At 74.1% G+C, this 17,134-nt stretch carries 13 protein-coding genes and 1 pseudogene; 11 read left to right on the plus strand and 3 right to left on the minus strand.

The features are described 5' to 3' along the window. The 5 genes from ABTZ91_RS06740 to nudC form a co-directional block, all read left to right on the plus strand. On the plus strand, positions 1 to 2,271 hold a 2,271-nt coding region (locus ABTZ91_RS06740), incomplete at its 5' end, for a PD-(D/E)XK nuclease family protein (RefSeq protein ID WP_352076059.1). 97 nt (positions 2,272 to 2,368) lie between these two features. Further along, a complete protein-coding gene (locus ABTZ91_RS06745) occupies positions 2,369 to 3,241 on the plus strand; it encodes a hypothetical protein (protein WP_352076060.1) in 873 nt (290 codons plus the stop codon). A gap of 66 nt (positions 3,242 to 3,307) precedes the next feature. Beyond that, the gene (locus ABTZ91_RS06750) at positions 3,308 to 6,817 is read left to right on the plus strand and encodes an ATP-dependent DNA helicase (protein WP_352076061.1); all 3,510 of its coding nucleotides are present in this window, start codon (positions 3,308 to 3,310) and stop codon (positions 6,815 to 6,817) included. A gap of 10 nt (positions 6,818 to 6,827) precedes the next feature. Beyond that, positions 6,828 to 8,312 carry a dipeptidase gene (locus ABTZ91_RS06755; RefSeq protein ID WP_352076062.1) on the plus strand — a complete coding sequence of 495 codons (1,485 nt, stop codon included), beginning with the start codon at positions 6,828 to 6,830 and terminating at the stop codon, positions 8,310 to 8,312. 52 nt (positions 8,313 to 8,364) lie between these two features. Further along, the gene (gene nudC, locus ABTZ91_RS06760) at positions 8,365 to 9,312 is read left to right on the plus strand and encodes an NAD(+) diphosphatase (RefSeq protein ID WP_352076063.1); all 948 of its coding nucleotides are present in this window, start codon (positions 8,365 to 8,367) and stop codon (positions 9,310 to 9,312) included. A 248-nt stretch (positions 9,313 to 9,560) separates the two neighbouring features. Here nudC and ABTZ91_RS06765 read toward each other — a convergent pair whose 3' ends face one another. After that, positions 9,561 to 9,818, minus strand: coding sequence for a mycoredoxin (locus ABTZ91_RS06765; protein WP_345485772.1), 258 nt, complete (start codon positions 9,816 to 9,818; stop codon positions 9,561 to 9,563). 151 nt (positions 9,819 to 9,969) lie between these two features. Between ABTZ91_RS06765 and ABTZ91_RS06770 the strand changes: the two genes are divergently transcribed. The 5 genes from ABTZ91_RS06770 to ABTZ91_RS06790 all read left to right on the plus strand — a co-directional run bounded on the left by ABTZ91_RS06770 (position 9,970) and on the right by ABTZ91_RS06790 (position 13,836). Then, on the plus strand, positions 9,970 to 12,147 hold the full coding sequence (locus ABTZ91_RS06770) for an ATP-dependent DNA helicase UvrD2 (protein WP_352076064.1): 2,178 nt from the start codon (positions 9,970 to 9,972) through the stop codon (positions 12,145 to 12,147). Positions 12,148 to 12,318: 171 nt separating this feature from the next. Then, positions 12,319 to 12,660, plus strand: coding sequence for a hypothetical protein (locus ABTZ91_RS06775; protein WP_407077909.1), 342 nt, complete (start codon positions 12,319 to 12,321; stop codon positions 12,658 to 12,660). Between the two features lie 173 nt (positions 12,661 to 12,833). Continuing rightward, entirely contained in the window at positions 12,834 to 13,202 is a 369-nt protein-coding gene (locus ABTZ91_RS06780) for a WhiB family transcriptional regulator (protein ID WP_352076065.1), read from the plus strand. Then, positions 13,199 to 13,555: a hypothetical protein gene (locus tag ABTZ91_RS06785; protein ID WP_352076066.1), complete on the plus strand. Its 357-nt coding sequence runs from the start codon at positions 13,199 to 13,201 to the stop codon at positions 13,553 to 13,555. Before ABTZ91_RS06780 ends, ABTZ91_RS06785 begins: the two co-directional genes overlap by 4 nt. Positions 13,556 to 13,653: 98 nt before the next feature. Beyond that, positions 13,654 to 13,836, plus strand: a complete 183-nt coding sequence (locus tag ABTZ91_RS06790; RefSeq protein ID WP_352076067.1) for a hypothetical protein — start codon at positions 13,654 to 13,656, stop codon at positions 13,834 to 13,836. 10 nt (positions 13,837 to 13,846) lie between these two features. Here ABTZ91_RS06790 and ABTZ91_RS06795 read toward each other — a convergent pair whose 3' ends face one another. After that, a complete protein-coding gene (locus tag ABTZ91_RS06795; RefSeq protein ID WP_352076068.1) occupies positions 13,847 to 15,202 on the minus strand; it encodes an AarF/ABC1/UbiB kinase family protein in 1,356 nt (451 codons plus the stop codon). A 40-nt stretch (positions 15,203 to 15,242) separates the two neighbouring features. Next, a pseudogene (locus ABTZ91_RS06800) lies at positions 15,243 to 16,356 on the minus strand (ThiF family adenylyltransferase). A 154-nt stretch (positions 16,357 to 16,510) separates the two neighbouring features. Here ABTZ91_RS06800 and ABTZ91_RS06805 point away from each other — a divergent pair. After that, positions 16,511 to 17,086: a M48 family metallopeptidase gene (locus ABTZ91_RS06805; RefSeq protein WP_352076069.1), complete on the plus strand. Its 576-nt coding sequence runs from the start codon at positions 16,511 to 16,513 to the stop codon at positions 17,084 to 17,086. Positions 17,087 to 17,134: the final 48 nt, after the last annotated feature.

A 17,134-nucleotide genomic window follows, 5' to 3' on the forward strand; every position in this document is an offset into this window, starting at 1 on the left:
GCGGCCACCGGCGCGCCCGCGGCGCCGGGCGCCGCGGGCGGTGACGACCGCTCGTCCGCCGACGCCCCCGGGGCCGGCGTGCCCGGCTCTGTGCCTGGCGCCGAGGCGGCGGGTCCGGCCGTTGCCGCAGGCGGCGGTGGCGGCAGTCCGTCCGCCGAGGCCCCCGCGTCCGACGCCTCTGCCTCCGTAGGGACCCTGGCCCCCAGTGCCGAGGCGGTGGGCTTGGCCGGTGCCGTAGTCGGCGGTGACGACCGTCCGTCCGCCGAGGTCCCCGCATCCGACGCCCCCGCCTCCGCCCCCGGTGCCGAGGCGGCGGGCCCGGCCGGTGCCGCAGGCGGCGGTGACGGCGACTCGTCCCCCGGCGCCGACGGTGACCAGTCGCACACCGACACCGGCGTCTGGCTCGACACCGAGACCGCCGTCGCTCTGCTCGCGTCGCCGCTCGCCGGGATGGATCCCGCTGATCTGCGGCGGCTCGGGCGGGCGCTCAGGGACGAGGAGCGGGCCGGGGGGAACGCGGTGCCGGCGCCGTCGGACGTGTTGCTCGCGCGGGCGCTCGCCGAGCCCGAGCGGCTGGTCGCGCACGACCAGACGTACGCGCGCGGGGCGAAGCGGCTCGGGGAGCTGCTGCGTACCGCGCGGAACAGGCTGGCCGCGGGCGGCACCGCCGAGGAGGCCCTCTGGCTGCTCTGGAACGGCACGCCCTGGCCCACCCGGCTCGAACGCGCCTCCCTCCGCGGCGGCCCCGCCGGCCGCAACGCCGACCGCGACCTCGACGCCGTCTGCGCCCTGTTCGAGACCGCCGCCCGCGCCGAGGACCGGGTCGGCGGCCGTGGCGCGCTCAACTTCCTCGAAGAGCTCGACGCCCAGGACATCGCCGCCGACACCCTCACCCGCCGCCACCTCCGCCCCGACGCCGTCCGCCTCATGACCGCCCACCGTTCCAAGGGCCTCGAATGGAGCCTCGTCGTCGTCGCCGGCGTCCAGGAGGGCCTCTGGCCCGACCTGCGCCGCCGCGGCTCCCTCCTGGAGGCCGACCGCATCGGCCGCGACGGCCTCGCCGAACCCCTCACGCCCGGCGCCCTCCTCGCCGAAGAGCGCCGCCTCTTCTACGTCGCCGCCACCCGCGCCCGCGACCGGCTCGTCGTCACCGCCGTCAAGGCCCCCGCCGAGGACGGCGACCAGCCCTCCCGTTTCCTCACCGAGCTCGGCACCGAGCCGAAGGAGATCACCGGCCGCCCCCGCCGCCCCCTCGCCGTCTCCGCGCTCGTCGCCGAACTGCGCGCCACCACCGTCGACCCCGGCGCCTCGCCGGCGCTGCGCGCCGCCGCCGCCGAACGCCTCGCCCGCCTCGCCGCCCTCGCCGACGAGGACGGCAACCCGCTCGTCCCGGCCGCCCACCCCGACCGCTGGTGGGGCCTCGCCGAGCCGACCCGCAGCGCCGTGCCGCTGCGCGACCGCGACCGCCCGGTCGCCCTGTCCGGCTCCGCACTCGACCAGCTCGCCCGCACCTGCGCCCTCCAGTGGTTCCTGGGCCGCGAGGTCAAGGCCGACGCCCCCGCCACCGCCGCCCAGGGCTTCGGCAACGTCGTGCACGTCCTCGCCGACGAGGTCGCCTCCGGCCGTACGCCCGCCGACCTCGACGTCCTCATGGCCCGCCTCGACTCCGTATGGGACGCCCTCGCCTTCGACGCGCCCTGGAAGTCCGCCCAGGAGAAGGAGAACGCCCGGATCGCCCTGGAGCGCTTCCTGCACTGGCACGTCATGGACCGCGGCGGCCGCACCCCCGCCGCCACCGAGCACGACTTCGACGTCACCCTCGGGGCCGGCGAGTACGAGGTCCGCATCCGCGGCTCCATGGACCGCGTCGAGACCGACGAACAGGGCCGCGCCTACGTCGTCGACTTCAAGACCGGCAAGTCCGCGCCGACCAAGGACGAGGTCGCCCACCACCCGCAGCTCGCCGTCTACCAGCTCGCCGTCCGCGAGGGCGCCGTCGACGAGGTCTTCGGCGGCCGCACCCCGCAGCCGGGCGGGGCCGAACTCGTCCACCTCCGCCAGGCCGCCCCGAAGAAGGAGGGCGGCGACGCGCTCCCGAAGGTGCAGGCCCAGGAGCCGTTGGACGGCGAGTGGGTCGGCGATCTCCTCGCCACCGCCGCCGGCCGCGTCCTCGACGAGCGCTTCACCCCGACCACGGGCCAGCACTGCACCACCTGCGCCTTCCGCGCCTCGTGCAGCGCCCGCCCGGAGGGCCGCCACATCGTGGAGTGACACCGCCCGCGGGCCCCCGCCGCGAAGTCGCGGCGACGGGTCCACTCCGGCACCCTGTAAGGACCGGGTGTCTCGGGAAAGTCGCGAGGAGGCTCGCATGACGACCCACACCAGCAGGCTCCGCGCCAGGACCATCGCCACCGCCACGACCACCGCCGTCACCACCGCCCTCGTCCTGGGTGCCGCCCCGGTCGCCGTGGCCCAGTCCCCGCCGGCCGCCGTGCGGCAGGCCCCCAGCCCCTCGCCCGACCCCTTCAAGGGCCTCAGCGCCGACCAGATCGCCGACAGGGCCGTCACCGCCACCCAGTCCGCGACCTCGCTGCGGATGGCCGGCCGGGTCGTCTCCGACGACCAGCCGCTGGACGTCGACTTCTCCCTCAACGACAAGAACGAGTGCACCGGCGCCATCAAGCTCAAGGGCGGCGCCGCCGAACTCCGCCAGACCGGCAGGGTGACGTACATGAAGGGCGACGAGGCGTTCTGGCGGGCCTCGATGTCCGCCCAGCGGATGCCCCCGTCGCAGATCGACGCCACGATCGAACTGCTCAAGGGCCGCTGGCTGAAAATCCCCCAGGGACAGCCCGGCACCGAGGACCTGAGCGACGTCTGCGACCTGAAGGCGCTCCTGGACGACCTCGGCAAGGACAAGGAGCGGCGCACCGGCCTGACCCGCGGACCCGACGCCGAGGTCGACGGCACCTCCGTCGCCACCCTGGTCAAGAAGAAGGCCGACACCCGGACCGACACCGACACCGACACCGGCCCCGACACCGGTCGGGACACCCCCGAGACCACCACCGTCTCCGTGTCCGAAGAGGGCAAGCCGTACATCCTCAAGGTCGTGAAGACGGGCGGCGACGAACCCGGCTCGGTGACGCTCTCCGAGTACGACAAGCCCGTGAAGGTCGTCGTCCCGCCCGCCGACGAGACCGTCGACCTCTCCAAGCTGGATCGCGGCACCCCGGCCTGAGCACCCGCCCGAGCACCAGCGCCTGAGCGGTCGGGATTGTCGGTGGGTCCCGTTAGCCTCTTTGGAGTGACCGCACGCATCACCGACCCCGAGCAGCTCAAGGAGCTGCTCGGCATCCCGTTCACCCCGGAGCAGACGGCCTGCATCATCGCGCCGCCCGCCCCGCAGGTCATCGTGGCCGGAGCCGGCTCCGGCAAGACGACGGTGATGGCCGCCCGGGTGGTCTGGCTGGTCGGCACGGGCCAGGTCGCCCCCGAGCAGGTCCTCGGCCTGACCTTCACCAACAAGGCGGCCGGCGAGCTCGCCGAGCGCGTCCGCACCGCCCTCGTCCGCGCCGGCGTGACGGACCCCGAGGCCCTCGACCCCGACAACCCGCCGGGCGAACCCCGCATCTCCACCTACCACGCCTTCGCCGGACAGCTCCTCACCGACCACGGCCTGCGCATCGGCCTGGAGCCCACCTCCCGGCTCCTCGCCGACGCCACCCGCTACCAGCTCGCCGCCCGCGTCCTGCGCGAGGCCCCCGGCCCGTATCCCGCGCTCACCCGCTCCTTCCCCACCCTCGTCGGCGACCTCCTCGCCCTCGACGCCGAGCTCAGCGAACACCTCGTACGGCCCGAGCGCCTCCTCGCCCACGACTCCCAGCTCCTCGCCGAGCTCGCCGGTGCCAAGCTCACCAACGCCGACCTGCGCAAACTGCCCGAGGCCGCCGCCGCACGCCGTGAACTCCTCGACCTCGTCGTGCGCTATCGCGCCGCCAAACGCTCCCGCGACCTCCTCGACTTCGGCGACCAGATCGCGCTGTCCGCCGAGCTCGCCACCACCCGGCCCGAGGTCGGCGCGATCCTCCGCGACGAGTTCCGGGTCGTCCTCCTCGACGAGTACCAGGACACCTCCGTCGCCCAGCGGCTGCTGCTCGCCGGCCTCTTCGGGCAGGGCACCGGGCACGCCGTGACCGCCGTCGGCGACCCCTGCCAGGCCATCTACGGCTGGCGCGGCGCCTCCGTCGCCAACCTGGACGACTTCCCCGAGCACTTCCCGCACGCCGACGGCCGGCCCGCCACCCGCCACGCCCTCTCCGAGAACCGGCGCAGCGGCGGCCGCCTCCTCGACCTCGCCAACGGCCTCGCCGCGCCCCTGCGCGCCATGCACGCGGGCGTGGAGGCGCTGCGGCCCGCGCCCGGCGCCGAGCGCGACGGCAGCGTGCGGATCGCCCTCCTCCCCACCCACACCGAGGAGATCGACTGGCTCGCCGACTCCCTCGCCCACCTCGTCCGCACCGGCACCCCGCCCGGCGAGATCGCCGTGCTGTGCCGCACGGCCGGCGACTTCCCCGCCATCCAGGCCGCCCTCGTCGCCCGCGACGTCCCGGTCGAGGTCGTCGGCCTCTCCGGCCTGCTCCACCTGCCCGAGATCGCCGACCTGGTCGCGGTCTGCGAAGTCCTCCAGGACCCGGGCGCCAACGCCTCCCTCGTACGGCTCCTCACCGGCCCGCGCTGGCGGATCGGCCCCCGCGACCTGGCCCTCCTCGGCCGCCGCGCCCGGCTCCTCGTGCACCGGCCCGGCGAGGAGGCCGCCGACGCCGACCAGCGGCTCGCCGCCGCCGTCGAGGGCGTCGACCCCGCCGAGGTGATCTCCCTCGCCGACGCGCTCGACACCTTCCTCGACTCCGGCGGCGGCGAGGACGACGGGCTTCCGTTCTCTCCGGAGGCGCGGGTCCGCTTCGCCCGCCTCGCCGCCGAGCTGCGCTCGCTGCGCACCTCGCTCGCCGACCCGCTGATGGACGTGCTGCACCGGGTGCTCGCCACCACCGGCCTGGAGGTCGAGCTCTCCGCCTCCCCGCACGCCCTGGCCGCCCGCCGCCGCGAGACCCTCGGCAACTTCCTGGACATCGCCGCCGGCTTCGCCTCCCTCGACGGCGAGGCCACCCTGCTCGCCTTCCTCGGCTTCCTGCGCACCTCCGCGCAGTACGAGAAGGGCCTGGACAACGCGCTGCCGGGCGGCGAGAACACGGTCAAGGTGATGACCGCCCACAAGTCCAAGGGCCTGGAGTGGGACGTGGTGGCGGTGCCGGGTCTGGTCACCGGCCAGTTCCCCTCCACCCGCGCCCGCGAGTCCTGGGCCGCCCAGCCGCAGGTCCTCCCGCACGCCCTGCGCGGCGACGCGGCGACCCTGCCCGCCCTGGAGGAGTGGACCCCGGCGGCCATGAAGTCCTTCAAGGAGGACCTGCGCGAGCACCAGCACACCGAGGAGCTCCGCCTCGGCTATGTGACCTTCACCCGTCCCCGTTCCCTGCTGCTCGGTTCCGCCCACTGGTGGGGCCCGTCCCAGAAGAAGCCGCGCGGTCCCTCCGACTTCCTGACGGCCCTGTACGAGCACTGCGCGGCGGGCCACGGCGAGATCGAGGCCTGGGCCGACCCTCCGGAGGAGGGCGAGCAGAACCCGCTGCTGGCGGCCGAGCTCGCGGACCAGGCGTGGCCGCTGCCGCTGGACAAGGAGTCCCTGGCGCGGCGGCGGGAGGCGGCGGACGCGGTGCTGACCCGCCTGTGGACACTGGCCCCACAGGGCGACGGGGGCGCCCCGGTACGCGGTCACCAGGGCCCCGACCCCGACGACCTCTGGCTCCCGGAGGACCTGGAGGACCTTCCGGAGGAGCTGGAGGAGCCTCCGTTCGAGCCGGACCCGGACCTGGACCCGGACCTGGACCTGGATCCGGAGCGGGACGAGCCCCACGGCGAGCCGCACGCGCGGCCCCAGAGGGAGCCGCACCACGAGCCGCACGCGCAGCCGCAGGCCCGGTCCCACGCCGGGCCCCATGTCCCCGCACCCCGCGCGGAGGTCCCGTCCCTCACGCCCGAGGACGCCCGCACCATCGCCTCCTGGGACCGCGACCTCACCGCCCTCACCGCCGAGCTCCACCGCTCCCGCGCCACCACCCGCGACGTCGTCCTGCCCGCCTACCTGTCGGCCTCCCAGGTGCTGCGGTTGGCCGCCGACCCCGACGGTTTCGCCAAGGAGCTGGCCCGGCCGATGCCGAAGCCGCCGCAGCCGGCCGCCCGGCGCGGCACCCGCTTCCACGCGTGGGTGGAGTCCCGGTTCGAGGAGCTGCCGCTTCCCATGCTCGGCCCCGACGAGCTGCCCGGCGGCGAGGAGTTCGCGGGCGAGCCGGAGATCGTCGACGAGCGGGACCTGGACGCCCTCAAGGAGGCCTTCGACCGCACGCCGTACGCCCGCCGCACCCCGTACCGCGTCGAGGTCCCCGTCCACCTCTCCCTCGCGGGCCGGGTGGTACGGGGCCGGATCGACGCCGTCTACCGGGACCCGGACACCGGCGCGTACGAGATCGTCGACTGGAAGACCAGCCACCTGCGCAACGCCGATCCGCTCCAGCTGGCGATCTACCGCCTCGCCTGGGCCGAGCAGCACGGACTCGACCCGGAGGAGGTCGCCGCGGCCTTCGTCTACGTGCGGACGGGGGAGGTCGTACGGCCGTCGCGGCTGCCCGGCCGGGCCGAGCTGGAAGCCCTGCTGCTCGGGGCACCGGCCGACGACGGAGCGGGTTCCGGTGCCGGATAGGCTCGGTGGCATGAGCGAGACCCCGGACAGCGCCGTCCACCCCGCAGGCACCGAGGCCGGCACCGGCATCGAGACCAGCACCGCGACCATCCGCGCGTACATCGAGCGGCACCGGTCCGCCTTCCTCGACGACCTCGCCGCGTGGCTGCGGATCCCGTCCGTCTCGGGGCAGCCGGAGCGGGCCGGGGACGTGCGGCGCAGCGCCGAGTGGCTCGTCGGCGCCCTGAAGGAGACCGGTTTCCCGACCGCCGAGGTGTGGGAGACCGACGGGGCGCCGGCCGTGTTCGCGGAGTGGCCGTCCGGCGAGCCGGACGCGCCCACCGTGCTCGTCTACGGTCACCACGACGTGCAGCCCGCCGCCCGCGAGGACGGCTGGCACACCGACCCGTTCGAGCCGGTGGTCGTCGACGGCCGGATGTACGCCCGGGGCGCGGCCGACGACAAGGGCCAGGTGTTCTTCCACACCCTCGGGGTCCGCGCTCACCTCGCCGCCACGGGCCGCACCGCGCCCGCCGTGAACCTGAAGCTGCTGGTCGAGGGCGAGGAGGAGTCGGGCTCGACGCACTTCCGCGCCCTGGTGGAGCAGCAGGCCGCCCGGCTCGCCGCCGATGTGGTGATCGTCTCCGACACCGGCATGTGGTCCGAGACCACCCCGACCGTGTGCACCGGCATGCGCGGGGTCGCCGACTGCGAGATCGACCTGTTCGGGCCGGACCAGGACATCCACTCCGGTTCCTTCGGCGGCGCCGTGCCGAACCCGGCCACCATCGCCGGCCGGATCGTCGCCGCCCTCCACGACGCCGACGAGCGGGTCGCGATACCCGGCTTCTACGAGGGCGTCACCGAGCTGTCCGCGACGGAGCGGGCACTCATCGCCGAGCTGCCCTTCGACGAGGACGCCTGGCTGGCCACCGCCCGCTCCCACGGCACCCTGGGCGAGAGCGGCTTCTCCACCCTGGAGCGGGTCTGGGCCCGCCCGACGGCCGAGGTCAACGGCATCGGCGGCGGCTACCAGGGCCCCGGCGGCAAGACCATCGTCCCCGCCTCCGCCCACCTGAAGCTCTCCTTCCGGCTCGTCGCCGGCCAGGACCCGGACCGGATCGAGCGCGCCGTCGGTGACTGGCTGGCCGGGCTGGTCCCGGCGGGCATCCGGTACGAGATCGTGTTCGGCGCCCCGACCCGGCCGTGCCTCACCCCGCTCGACCACCCGGCCCTGAAGGCGGTGGCCGGCGCGATGAGCCGCGCCTTCGACGGCGCCAAGGTCCGCTACACCCGCGAGGGCGGCTCGGGGCCGGCCGCCGACCTCCAGGACGTCCTGGGCGCGCCGGTGCTCTTCCTGGGCATCTCGGTCCCGTCCGACGGCTGGCACGCCCCGAACGAGAAGATCGAGCTCGCTCTGCTCATGAAGGGCGTCGAGACGACCGCTCACCTGTGGGGCGACCTGCCGACCGCCCTCCACGACGCCGAGCGCCAAGGGCCTGCTGTCCGGCCATGAACCGGCGAAAGGCCCTGTCCCACACACCGATCCGGGGGAGTTGGAAGCACCTGTGAGCACCCTGAACAACGCGTCCGCGGACCGCCCGATCTCGCTCACCGCCCCGAGCGGGATCGACCGCGCCGCCCACCACCGCCTCGACGAGGCATGGCTCGCGGCCGCCTGGAGCCACCCGAACACCCGGGTCTTCGTGGTGTCGGGCGGCCAGGTGCTGATCGACGACACCCCGGACGGCCGGACCGAGCTGGTCATGACGCCGGCCTTCGAGGCCCCGGTCACCGAGACCCACCGCTACTTCCTGGGCACGGACGCCGAGGGCGTGTCCTACTTCGCGCTCCAGAAGGACAGCCTGCCGGGGCGCATGGACCAGTCGGCGCGGCCGGCCGGGCTGCGCGAGGCGGGCCTGCTGCTGTCGCCGCGCGACGCCGGGCTGATGGTGCACGCCGTCGCGCTGGAGAACTGGCAGCGGCTGCACCGCTTCTGCTCCCGCTGCGGCGAGCGCACGGTGGTCGCGGCCGCCGGACACGTCCGCCGCTGCCAGGCCTGCGGCGCCGAGCACTACCCGCGCACCGACCCCGCCGTGATCATGCTGGTCACCGACGACCAGGATCGGGCGCTGCTCGGCCGCCAGGTGCACTGGCCCGAGGGCCGCTTCTCCACCCTCGCGGGCTTCGTCGAGCCGGGCGAGTCCATCGAGCAGTCGGTGGTGCGCGAGGTCTTCGAGGAGGCGGGCGTCACGGTCGGCGAGGTGGAGTACGTGGCCAGCCAGCCGTGGCCGTTCCCGTCCAGCCTCATGCTGGGCTTCTTCGCCCGCGCGACCTCCTCGGAGATCACCGTGGACGGCGAGGAGATCCACGAGGCCCGCTGGTTCTCCCGCGAGGACCTGGCCGCGGGCTTCGAGTCGGGCGAGGTCCTGCCGCCGTACGGCATCTCGATCGCCTCCCGTCTGATCGAGCTCTGGTACGGCAAGCCGCTGCCGAAGCCGGGCGAGCTGGCCTGAGCCGGCTCCCGGACGGGCGCCCGACCCGTAAGCGGAACGCGAGACCGTCCCGGTGCCCGGCGCCGGGACGGTCTGTTTTCGGCCACCGGGGGGCGAGCGGCGCGCGAGCGGCGTGACCGGCGCGAGGCCGCGCGGACGCCCGCCGGAACGCCGCAACGCAGAAACGCGGGGACGCGGAGACCCCGGCCGGGCCGTGGGCCGACCGGGGTCTGTGAGCGTGTCGCGAAGGGCGTCCGCGAAGAAGCGGATCAGGCGGCGAGGGCCTGCTTGACCTGGGCCAGGCTCGGGTTGGTCATGACGACCTCGCCGCCGCCGGCCGTCGGGACGACGCGGACGGTCGGGACGGTCTGGTTGCCGCCGTTGGCCTGCTCGACGAACTTCGCCGACTCCGGGTCCTGCTCGATGTTGATCTCGGTGTACGCGATGCCCTCACGGTCCAGCTGGCTCTTCAGCCGGCGGCAATAGCCGCACCACGTCGTGCTGTACATCGTCACAGTGCCCTGCATGGCCAGGCGCTCCTCATGTTCGCGGGTGATGCCGAGGAGAAGAACGTACGCCCCCGGCCGGCCATTCCCGGAACCGCGTTCGTATGACCGGCGCCACGTGCCTGTGGACAACCCGCCGCACCGACCCCGCGGAACCTGGCAGCATGGCGGGGTGACAGCAGCAACGCACTCCCCTCTCTTCCCGCAGGTCCCCGAGTCGGCCGACGCGGTGCTCGACGGGCTCGACCCCGAGCAGCGCGAGGTCGCCCTGGCCCTGCACGGCCCGGTGTGCGTCCTCGCCGGAGCCGGCACGGGCAAGACGCGGGCCATCACCCACCGCATCGCCTACGGGGTGCGGGCGGGCATACTCGCGCCCGGCAGTGTGCTGGCCGTCACGTTCACCAACCGGGCCGCCGGCGAGATGCGCGGCCGGCTGCGGCAGCTCGGCGCGGGCGGGGTCCAGGCGCGCACGTTCCACTCCGCCGCCCTCCGCCAGCTCCAGTACTTCTGGCCGAAAGCAGTCGGTGGCGAGCTGCCCCGGCTCCTGGAGCGGAAGGTCCAGCTGGTCGCCGAGGCCGCCGCCCGCTGCCGCGTCCGCCTGGACCGGAACGAGCTGCGCGACGTCACCAGCGAGATCGAGTGGGCCAAGGTCACCCAGACCGTCCCCGCCGACTATCCGGCCGCCGTCGCCAAGTCCGTCCGCGACGCCCCTCGCGATCCCGCCGAGATCGGTCAGATCTACGCGATGTACGAGCAGCTCAAGCGCGACCGCGACGTGATCGACTTCGAGGACGTGCTGCTGCTCACCGTCGGCATCCTCCAGGACCGCCACGACATCGCCGACCAGATCCGCCGGCAGTACCAGCACTTCGTGGTCGACGAGTACCAGGACGTCTCCCCGCTCCAGCAGCGGCTGCTCGACCTGTGGCTGGGGGACCGCGACAGCCTGTGCGTGGTCGGCGACGCCAGCCAGACCATCTACTCCTTCACCGGCGCCACCCCCGACCACCTGCTGAACTTCCGCACCCGCCACCCGAACGCGACCGTGGTCAAGCTGGTCCGGGACTACCGCTCCACCCCCCAGGTCGTCCACCTGGCCAACGGGCTGCTCAGCCAGGCCCGCGGCCGGGCCGCCGAGCACCGCCTGGAGCTGATCTCCCAGCGCGACCCCGGCCCCGAGCCCGTCTACACCGAGTACGCGGACGAGCCCGCCGAGGCCGAGGGCACCGCCCGCCGCATCCGCGACCTGATCGCCGCCGGAGTCCCGGCCGGCGAGATCGCGGTACTCTACCGGGTCAACGCCCAGTCGGAGGTCTACGAGCAGGCCCTCGCCGACGCCGGCGTGCCCTACCAGCTGCGCGGCGCCGAGCGCTTCTTCGAGCGCCAGGAGGTCCGCGAGGCGGGCGTGGCCCTGCGCGGCGCCGCCCGCGCCGGGGGGAACGACGCGCTGCTCGACGACGCCGAGGACCTGCCCGCCCAGGTCCGGGCCGTGCTCTCCACCAAGGGCTGGACCAGCGAGCCCCCGGCCGGCTCCGGTGCCGTCCGGGACCGCTGGGAGTCACTGGCCGCCCTCGTCCGGCTCGCCGAGGACTTCGCCCGCGCCAAGCCCGGCGCCACCCTCGCCGACCTGGTGACCGAGCTCGACGAGCGGGCCGCCGCCCAGCACGCCCCCACCGTCCAGGGCGTCACCCTCGCCTCGCTGCACGCCGCCAAGGGCCTGGAGTGGGACGCCGTCTTCCTGGTCGGCCTCACCGAGGGCATGATGCCGATCACCTACGCCAAGACCGACGAGCAGGTCGAGGAGGAGCGCCGCCTGCTGTACGTGGGCGTGACGCGGGCCCGGTTCCACCTCGGCCTGTCCTGGGCGCTCTCCCGTTCCCCCGGCGGCCGGGCCTCCCGCCGCCCCACCCGCTTCCTCAAGGGGCTGCGGCCCGGCTCGGGCTCCCTCGGCGCGGCCGGGGCGGGCGGCGGCGGAGGCATCGAGCGCGGCAGCGGCTCCGGGCGCCGCAAGCGGCGCGGACCGGTGCAGTGCCGCGTCTGCGGCGCCACGCTGACCGAGGCCGGCGAGATGAAGCTGATGCGTTGCGAGGGCTGCCCCTCCGACATGGACGAGGGGCTGTACGAGCGGCTGCGCGAGTGGCGCTCGGAGCAGGCCCGGGAGCTCGGCCAGCCCGCCTATTGCGTGTTCACCGACAAGACGCTCATGGCGATCGCCGAGCGCGTGCCGGGCTCCGACGGCGAGCTCGCCGCCATCTCCGGCGTGGGCGCCCGCAAGCTGGACCGCTTCGGCGCCGACGTTCTCGCCATCTGCGCAGGTGAGGTGCCCGGAGGAAGCGACGACGAGGTGTGAGGAAAACTCGTCGGAAAAATAGTTTGCGCCCGCCCCGTCAAGCCCCATAGGTTCTTAACCACGGAAACAGCGGCTTCTACGAAGCCCTGTCTTCGTGCTGTACTTGTCCAAATGAAGATGAGGGTCCGGCTCACCCCGAGCCCTCCGAGACGCCGAGAGGAGGCGATTGAAGTGATCAGCACCGTCAAGAACGTCAAGACCAGCACCGCCAAAATGACCGATCGCTCGGTCGTCTCCGCCTGCTCGCTCGGCGCCTCCGTCGTCGCTTCCTCCGTGCTCCTTGGCAGTGGTCTGTCCGGCGCCGGCCTGCCCGTCCTCGGCATGCCCGCTCTCCTGACGGATCGCCCGGAGCGCAATGAGCGACCGACCAAGGCACTGGAAGCAGGAGTAATGGGCAAGGCCCAGGCCCCGGCCTATGGCTTTGCGGCGACCGGTGCCGGCATTCAGCAGACGACGCAGCACCACACGATGTGGGCCTTCCGTGGGCTCGAACCCTGGAGTGATCCAGCCTGATCGACGATCAGGCCGGCGCCTTCAGGGCCGCGGAACCCCATCAGGGATCCGCGGCCCTTCTGTTTGTCCCCGAACGGGGCTGACGGAGCGAGGGGGCCTCGGGACCAGCAGAACCCGGTACCAGCCGAAACCCCGGCCAACAGGCCGGAACGACCAGACGAGGAAGAAAACCCGTGCAACTCGAAGCGCACGCCCCGTCCGTACCGCCTTCCGAAACGATCCCCCCGCCCGGCCTCACGGAGGACTCCGCCTTGACCCCCCTCACCGCGCTCACCGCGCTCGACGACGCCATCGAGAACCTCGGCGTACCCGTCCCCTGCCGCTCGTACGACCCCGAGGTCTTCTTCGCCGAGTCCCCGGCCGACGTCGAGTACGCCAAGTCGCTCTGCCGGACCTGCCCGCTCATGGAGGCCTGCCTCGCCGGCGCCAAGGAGCGCCGCGAGCCCTGGGGCGTCTGGGGTGGAGAGCTCTTCGTCCAGGGCGTGGTCGTGGCCCGCAAGCGGCCCCGTGGCCGCCCGCGCAAGAACCCGGTCGCCGCATGACCGCCATCACCTGGGGGGCCACCTCCCAGACCACGCGCACCGGAACCATTGACCGCCCCCTCACGCTCGACCCCCAGAAGCAGGCCCCGATGACCTCGTCCGCCCACGAGCCCTCCGGCTCCGCTACCCCAGACGTTTCGATCAGCGGCGCGAACCGCTCGCGCCAGAACAGGACCCGAGAGATGCAACTCATCCCAGAAGCCCTGGCCCGTGCCCATATGCGCGACCGCATGCGGGAAGCCGACGCGGAACGCCAGGCCGTGCGCCTGGTCGCCGCCCGGCGGATGCAGCGACGCGCCGAGCGCGTGTCGATGCGCGCCCGCCGCGCGCTCGCCATGGCCGTCATGCACTGAGCCAGGCAGACCTCTTGACCCGGGGGCCGGTCCGAACGGACCGGCCCCCGCGGTGCGTTGCCCGCCCGCCGGAGGCTCGGCGGGTTATCGTCACCAAGGTGAACGACGCCTCCACCCCCGAGCCCCGCTACGTGTGCGCCCGCTGCGGCCGGACCGCCCCGGAACTGCCCGTGACCTGGACCTGCTCGGTGGAGAACGGAACCCGTCACTACTTCTGCGAGGACTGCGCCCGCGCCAACCTCAGGGCCATCGAGGGCCGCCTCGACTCGTCCTGGTGGTGACCGGCCCCGCTCAGGCCGGGGACTCCTCCACGAAGCCGGGCAGCCACTCCTCCAGCTCCTCCCGCAGCCGGACCGTCGCCCCCAGCTGGCACAGCACCCCGATCGTGCTCAACGTCACACGGTGGATCAGCAGATACGAGGGCGGCAGATTGAGCTGCCGGCCCAACTGGTGGGCGGGGGAGCGGATATCGGCGAGCCGGGCGGCCTGGGCGCGCAACCAGCCGCGGGTGAACTCGAACGCGTCCACCTCGGCCGGTTCGATGATCGGCAGCAGGTACTCAAGGACCTCGTCCGGGTCGAGCGCGACGGACTCCTTCACGAAGCCCTCCGCGCACAACAGCTCGTAGACCCGCTCCGCCCGCCCGGCCAGCGTCATGCGCAGACAGATGCCGATCGTCTCCGGAAGGCCGCCCGGCAGCCGGTCCACCGTGCCGAAGTCCAGCACCCCGAGGCGCCAGGAGGAAGCCGTGCCGCCGTCCTCGCCCTCGGGCCCGGGCAGCAGCCGGAAGTTGCCCGGGTGCGGATCCGCGTGCAGCAGGCCGGTGCGCGCGGGCCCGGAGAACAGGAAGCGGGCGAGCAGCTGCCCGGCCCGGTCCCGCTGCTCCGGCGTGCCGTCGGCGATCACCTCCGACAGCGGCACACCGTCCATCCACTCCGTCACGAGGACCTGGTCGGACTCGTGCACCACCGCCGGCACCACCACGTCCGGGTCGTCCGCGAACTCCTCCGCGTGCGCCCGCTGGGCCGCCGCCTCCAGGCCGTAGTCCAGCTCCTCCGAGACCCGGTCGCGCAGCTCCGTGATCAGCGGCTTGATGTCCATGCCGGGGATCAGCGGACCGAGCAGCCGGGCGAACCGGCTCAGCTGCGTCAGGTCCGACAGCAGGGCGTCCCCCGCCCCCGGATACTGCACCTTCACCGCGACCTCACGGCCGTCGTGCCACACCGCCCGGTGCACCTGCCCGATCGAGGCGGCCGCGGCCGGCTTGTCCTCGAACTCCTCGAACAGCTCCCGCCATTCCTCGCCCAGCCGCTCGGTCAGGACCGCGTGCACGGTCCGCGTCGGCATCGGCGGCGCGGCCTCCTGGAGCTTGGTGAGCGCCGCCCGGTAGGGGCCGGCGACCTCCTCGGGCAGCGCCGACTCGAAGACGGACAGGGCCTGCCCGAACTTCATCGCCCCGCCCTTCAACTCCCCGAGCACACGGAACAACTGCTCCGCCGTGCGCTGCTGGAGCTCCCGCGCGACGATCTCCGCGGACTTGCCCCCGATCCGCTTTCCCAGGCCCCAGGTGGCCCGTCCGGCGAAGCCGAGTGGCAACGCGGCCAGTTTGGCGGTCCGGGTGACCGCCTTCCGGGGAAGATCAGACATGCGCCCTCCAGGTCCCAGACTGCCGTGTCGCGCGGAGTCGTTACCCCGCCATTGTGTCCTGCGCGCTGCGGACCGCCGAGGCGCGCTCCCCCTCCAGTCCGAGGCGCGCCCCGCACGGACACGCCGGGTGGGCCCGCACCGGCTCCGTCCGCCACTCGAGGAGCGGCAGCGAGACCTCCCACCGCGCCCCCACGCTCGACGGCAGATCCCCGTCCAGGAACGCCAGGGCGTGCGCGGCGGCGAGCCCCGCGACCGCCGTCGCGAGCCCCACGTCGCAGGCGGGCAGCGGATGCGCCGCACCGGAGCGCCACTGTGCCGGAAGGCGCGGCCAGACCGGCTCCCGGTCGACCCGCTCCCGCTGCATGCACCCCGCGCACGCCGTCCCGCCCGGCAGCACCAACGGGCCCACCACACCGGTGGCTTCGAGCACGCCCGCGTACAGGTGGGGCGTGCCGGCGGCGAGCCAGGCCTCGGCGGGCAGCGGATCGGGGACATAGGCGCCCAGGCCGTCCCGCGGAGTCACCACGACGAGTGAGAGCCCCGGCTCACCGCCGTCACCCGGCGCGTCCCGGGCCTCGGCGAGCGGCCGTCCGCCCGGTGCCGAACGCCGCACCAGCCGCCGCGCCGCGGCCGCCCGGCGCTCGCCGACCGCCTCGGCCGGCAGCCCGGCGGGCGAGACCTCCCACGGGGCGACGGTGCCGGAGTCCAGGACCTCCACCCGCCCGACGCCCGCCGCTGCGAGGAGCGCCGCGACCGCCGCGCCCACCCGCCCCGCGCCGCGCACCTGGACCCGCAGGGCGCGGCGCGCGGCCAGGGTCCTCGCCGCCCCGTCCGGCGCCCGGTGGACGACAGAGAGCGAGGCCAGGTCGGCGCGCACCGGGTCGAGCTCCGCCTCCGCTCGGTCCGGCGGTCCGCCCGGCGGTCCGCCGGGCGGCCGCACCGAGGCGTCGGCGATCAGCCCGGCGTCGGCGAGCCGGTCGATCAGCGCTTCGAGCCGGCCCTCGGCGAGGCCGAGGGCCGCCGCCTCCGCCCGCAGCAGCTCCATCCCGCGGGTCCCGTCGAGCAGGCACCGCGTGCGCGGGCGTGACCCCGAACTGCACGTATTGCAGATTCCGCCAGGCACGCCGCAGCGCCGGTTTCACCATCGGATGCATGACCCCACCCCCGTAAACGATCTTTCTTCCGGTCCTTCCGCAGCTCAGATTGCCCGGGCGGCGCGAGCGCCGCGGAAAGTTGTCCACAGGGCGAGGGATTAATCATTCGAATGGTGCGGGACTTCCCCCGCTGACAGCGGGTAACGTCGGGGCCGTGCCGGCCGACCCACAGCGCAGCGTGACAAGCAGACCGCCCCGCGGCTCGGGGACGAGCGCGGTCGAGGTCCGCAGGAGCTCCCGCCGGAGCCGAACGGTCTCCGCCTACCGCGAGGGCGACCGGACGATCGTCCTCATCCCGGCCCGGATGTCGGAGGCGGAGGAACAGCGCTGGGTCGGCGTCATGCTGGACAAGCTGGCGGCCCAGGAGAGCCGAAGCGTCCTCGGCGACCGGGAGCTGACCGAGCGGGCGGAGCGCCTGTCCGAGCAGTACTTCGGCGGCCGGGCCCGCCCCGCCTCCGTGCGCTGGGTCACCAACCAGAACACCCGCTGGGGCTCCTGCACCCCGTCCGAGGGCAGCATCAGACTCTCCCACCGGCTCCAGGGCATGCCCGAGTACGTCGTCGACTACGTCCTGTGCCACGAGCTCGCCCACCTGCTCGTGCCCGGCCACGGGCCCGGCTTCTGGCGGCTCCTGGAGGCCTATCCGCGCACCGAGCGGGCCCGCGGCTATCTGGAGGGCGTGGTCGCCGCAGCGCGGCTGCCGCACCTGCCGAACGCTCGCGGAGAGTGACGCCGCACTGCTGCGGTTCTGTACCGAACGCGTACGGACTTGCCCCGA

Source organism: Streptomyces sp. NPDC126499, from assembly GCF_040302485.1.
Classification (GTDB): Bacteria; Actinomycetota; Actinomycetes; order Streptomycetales; family Streptomycetaceae; genus Streptomyces.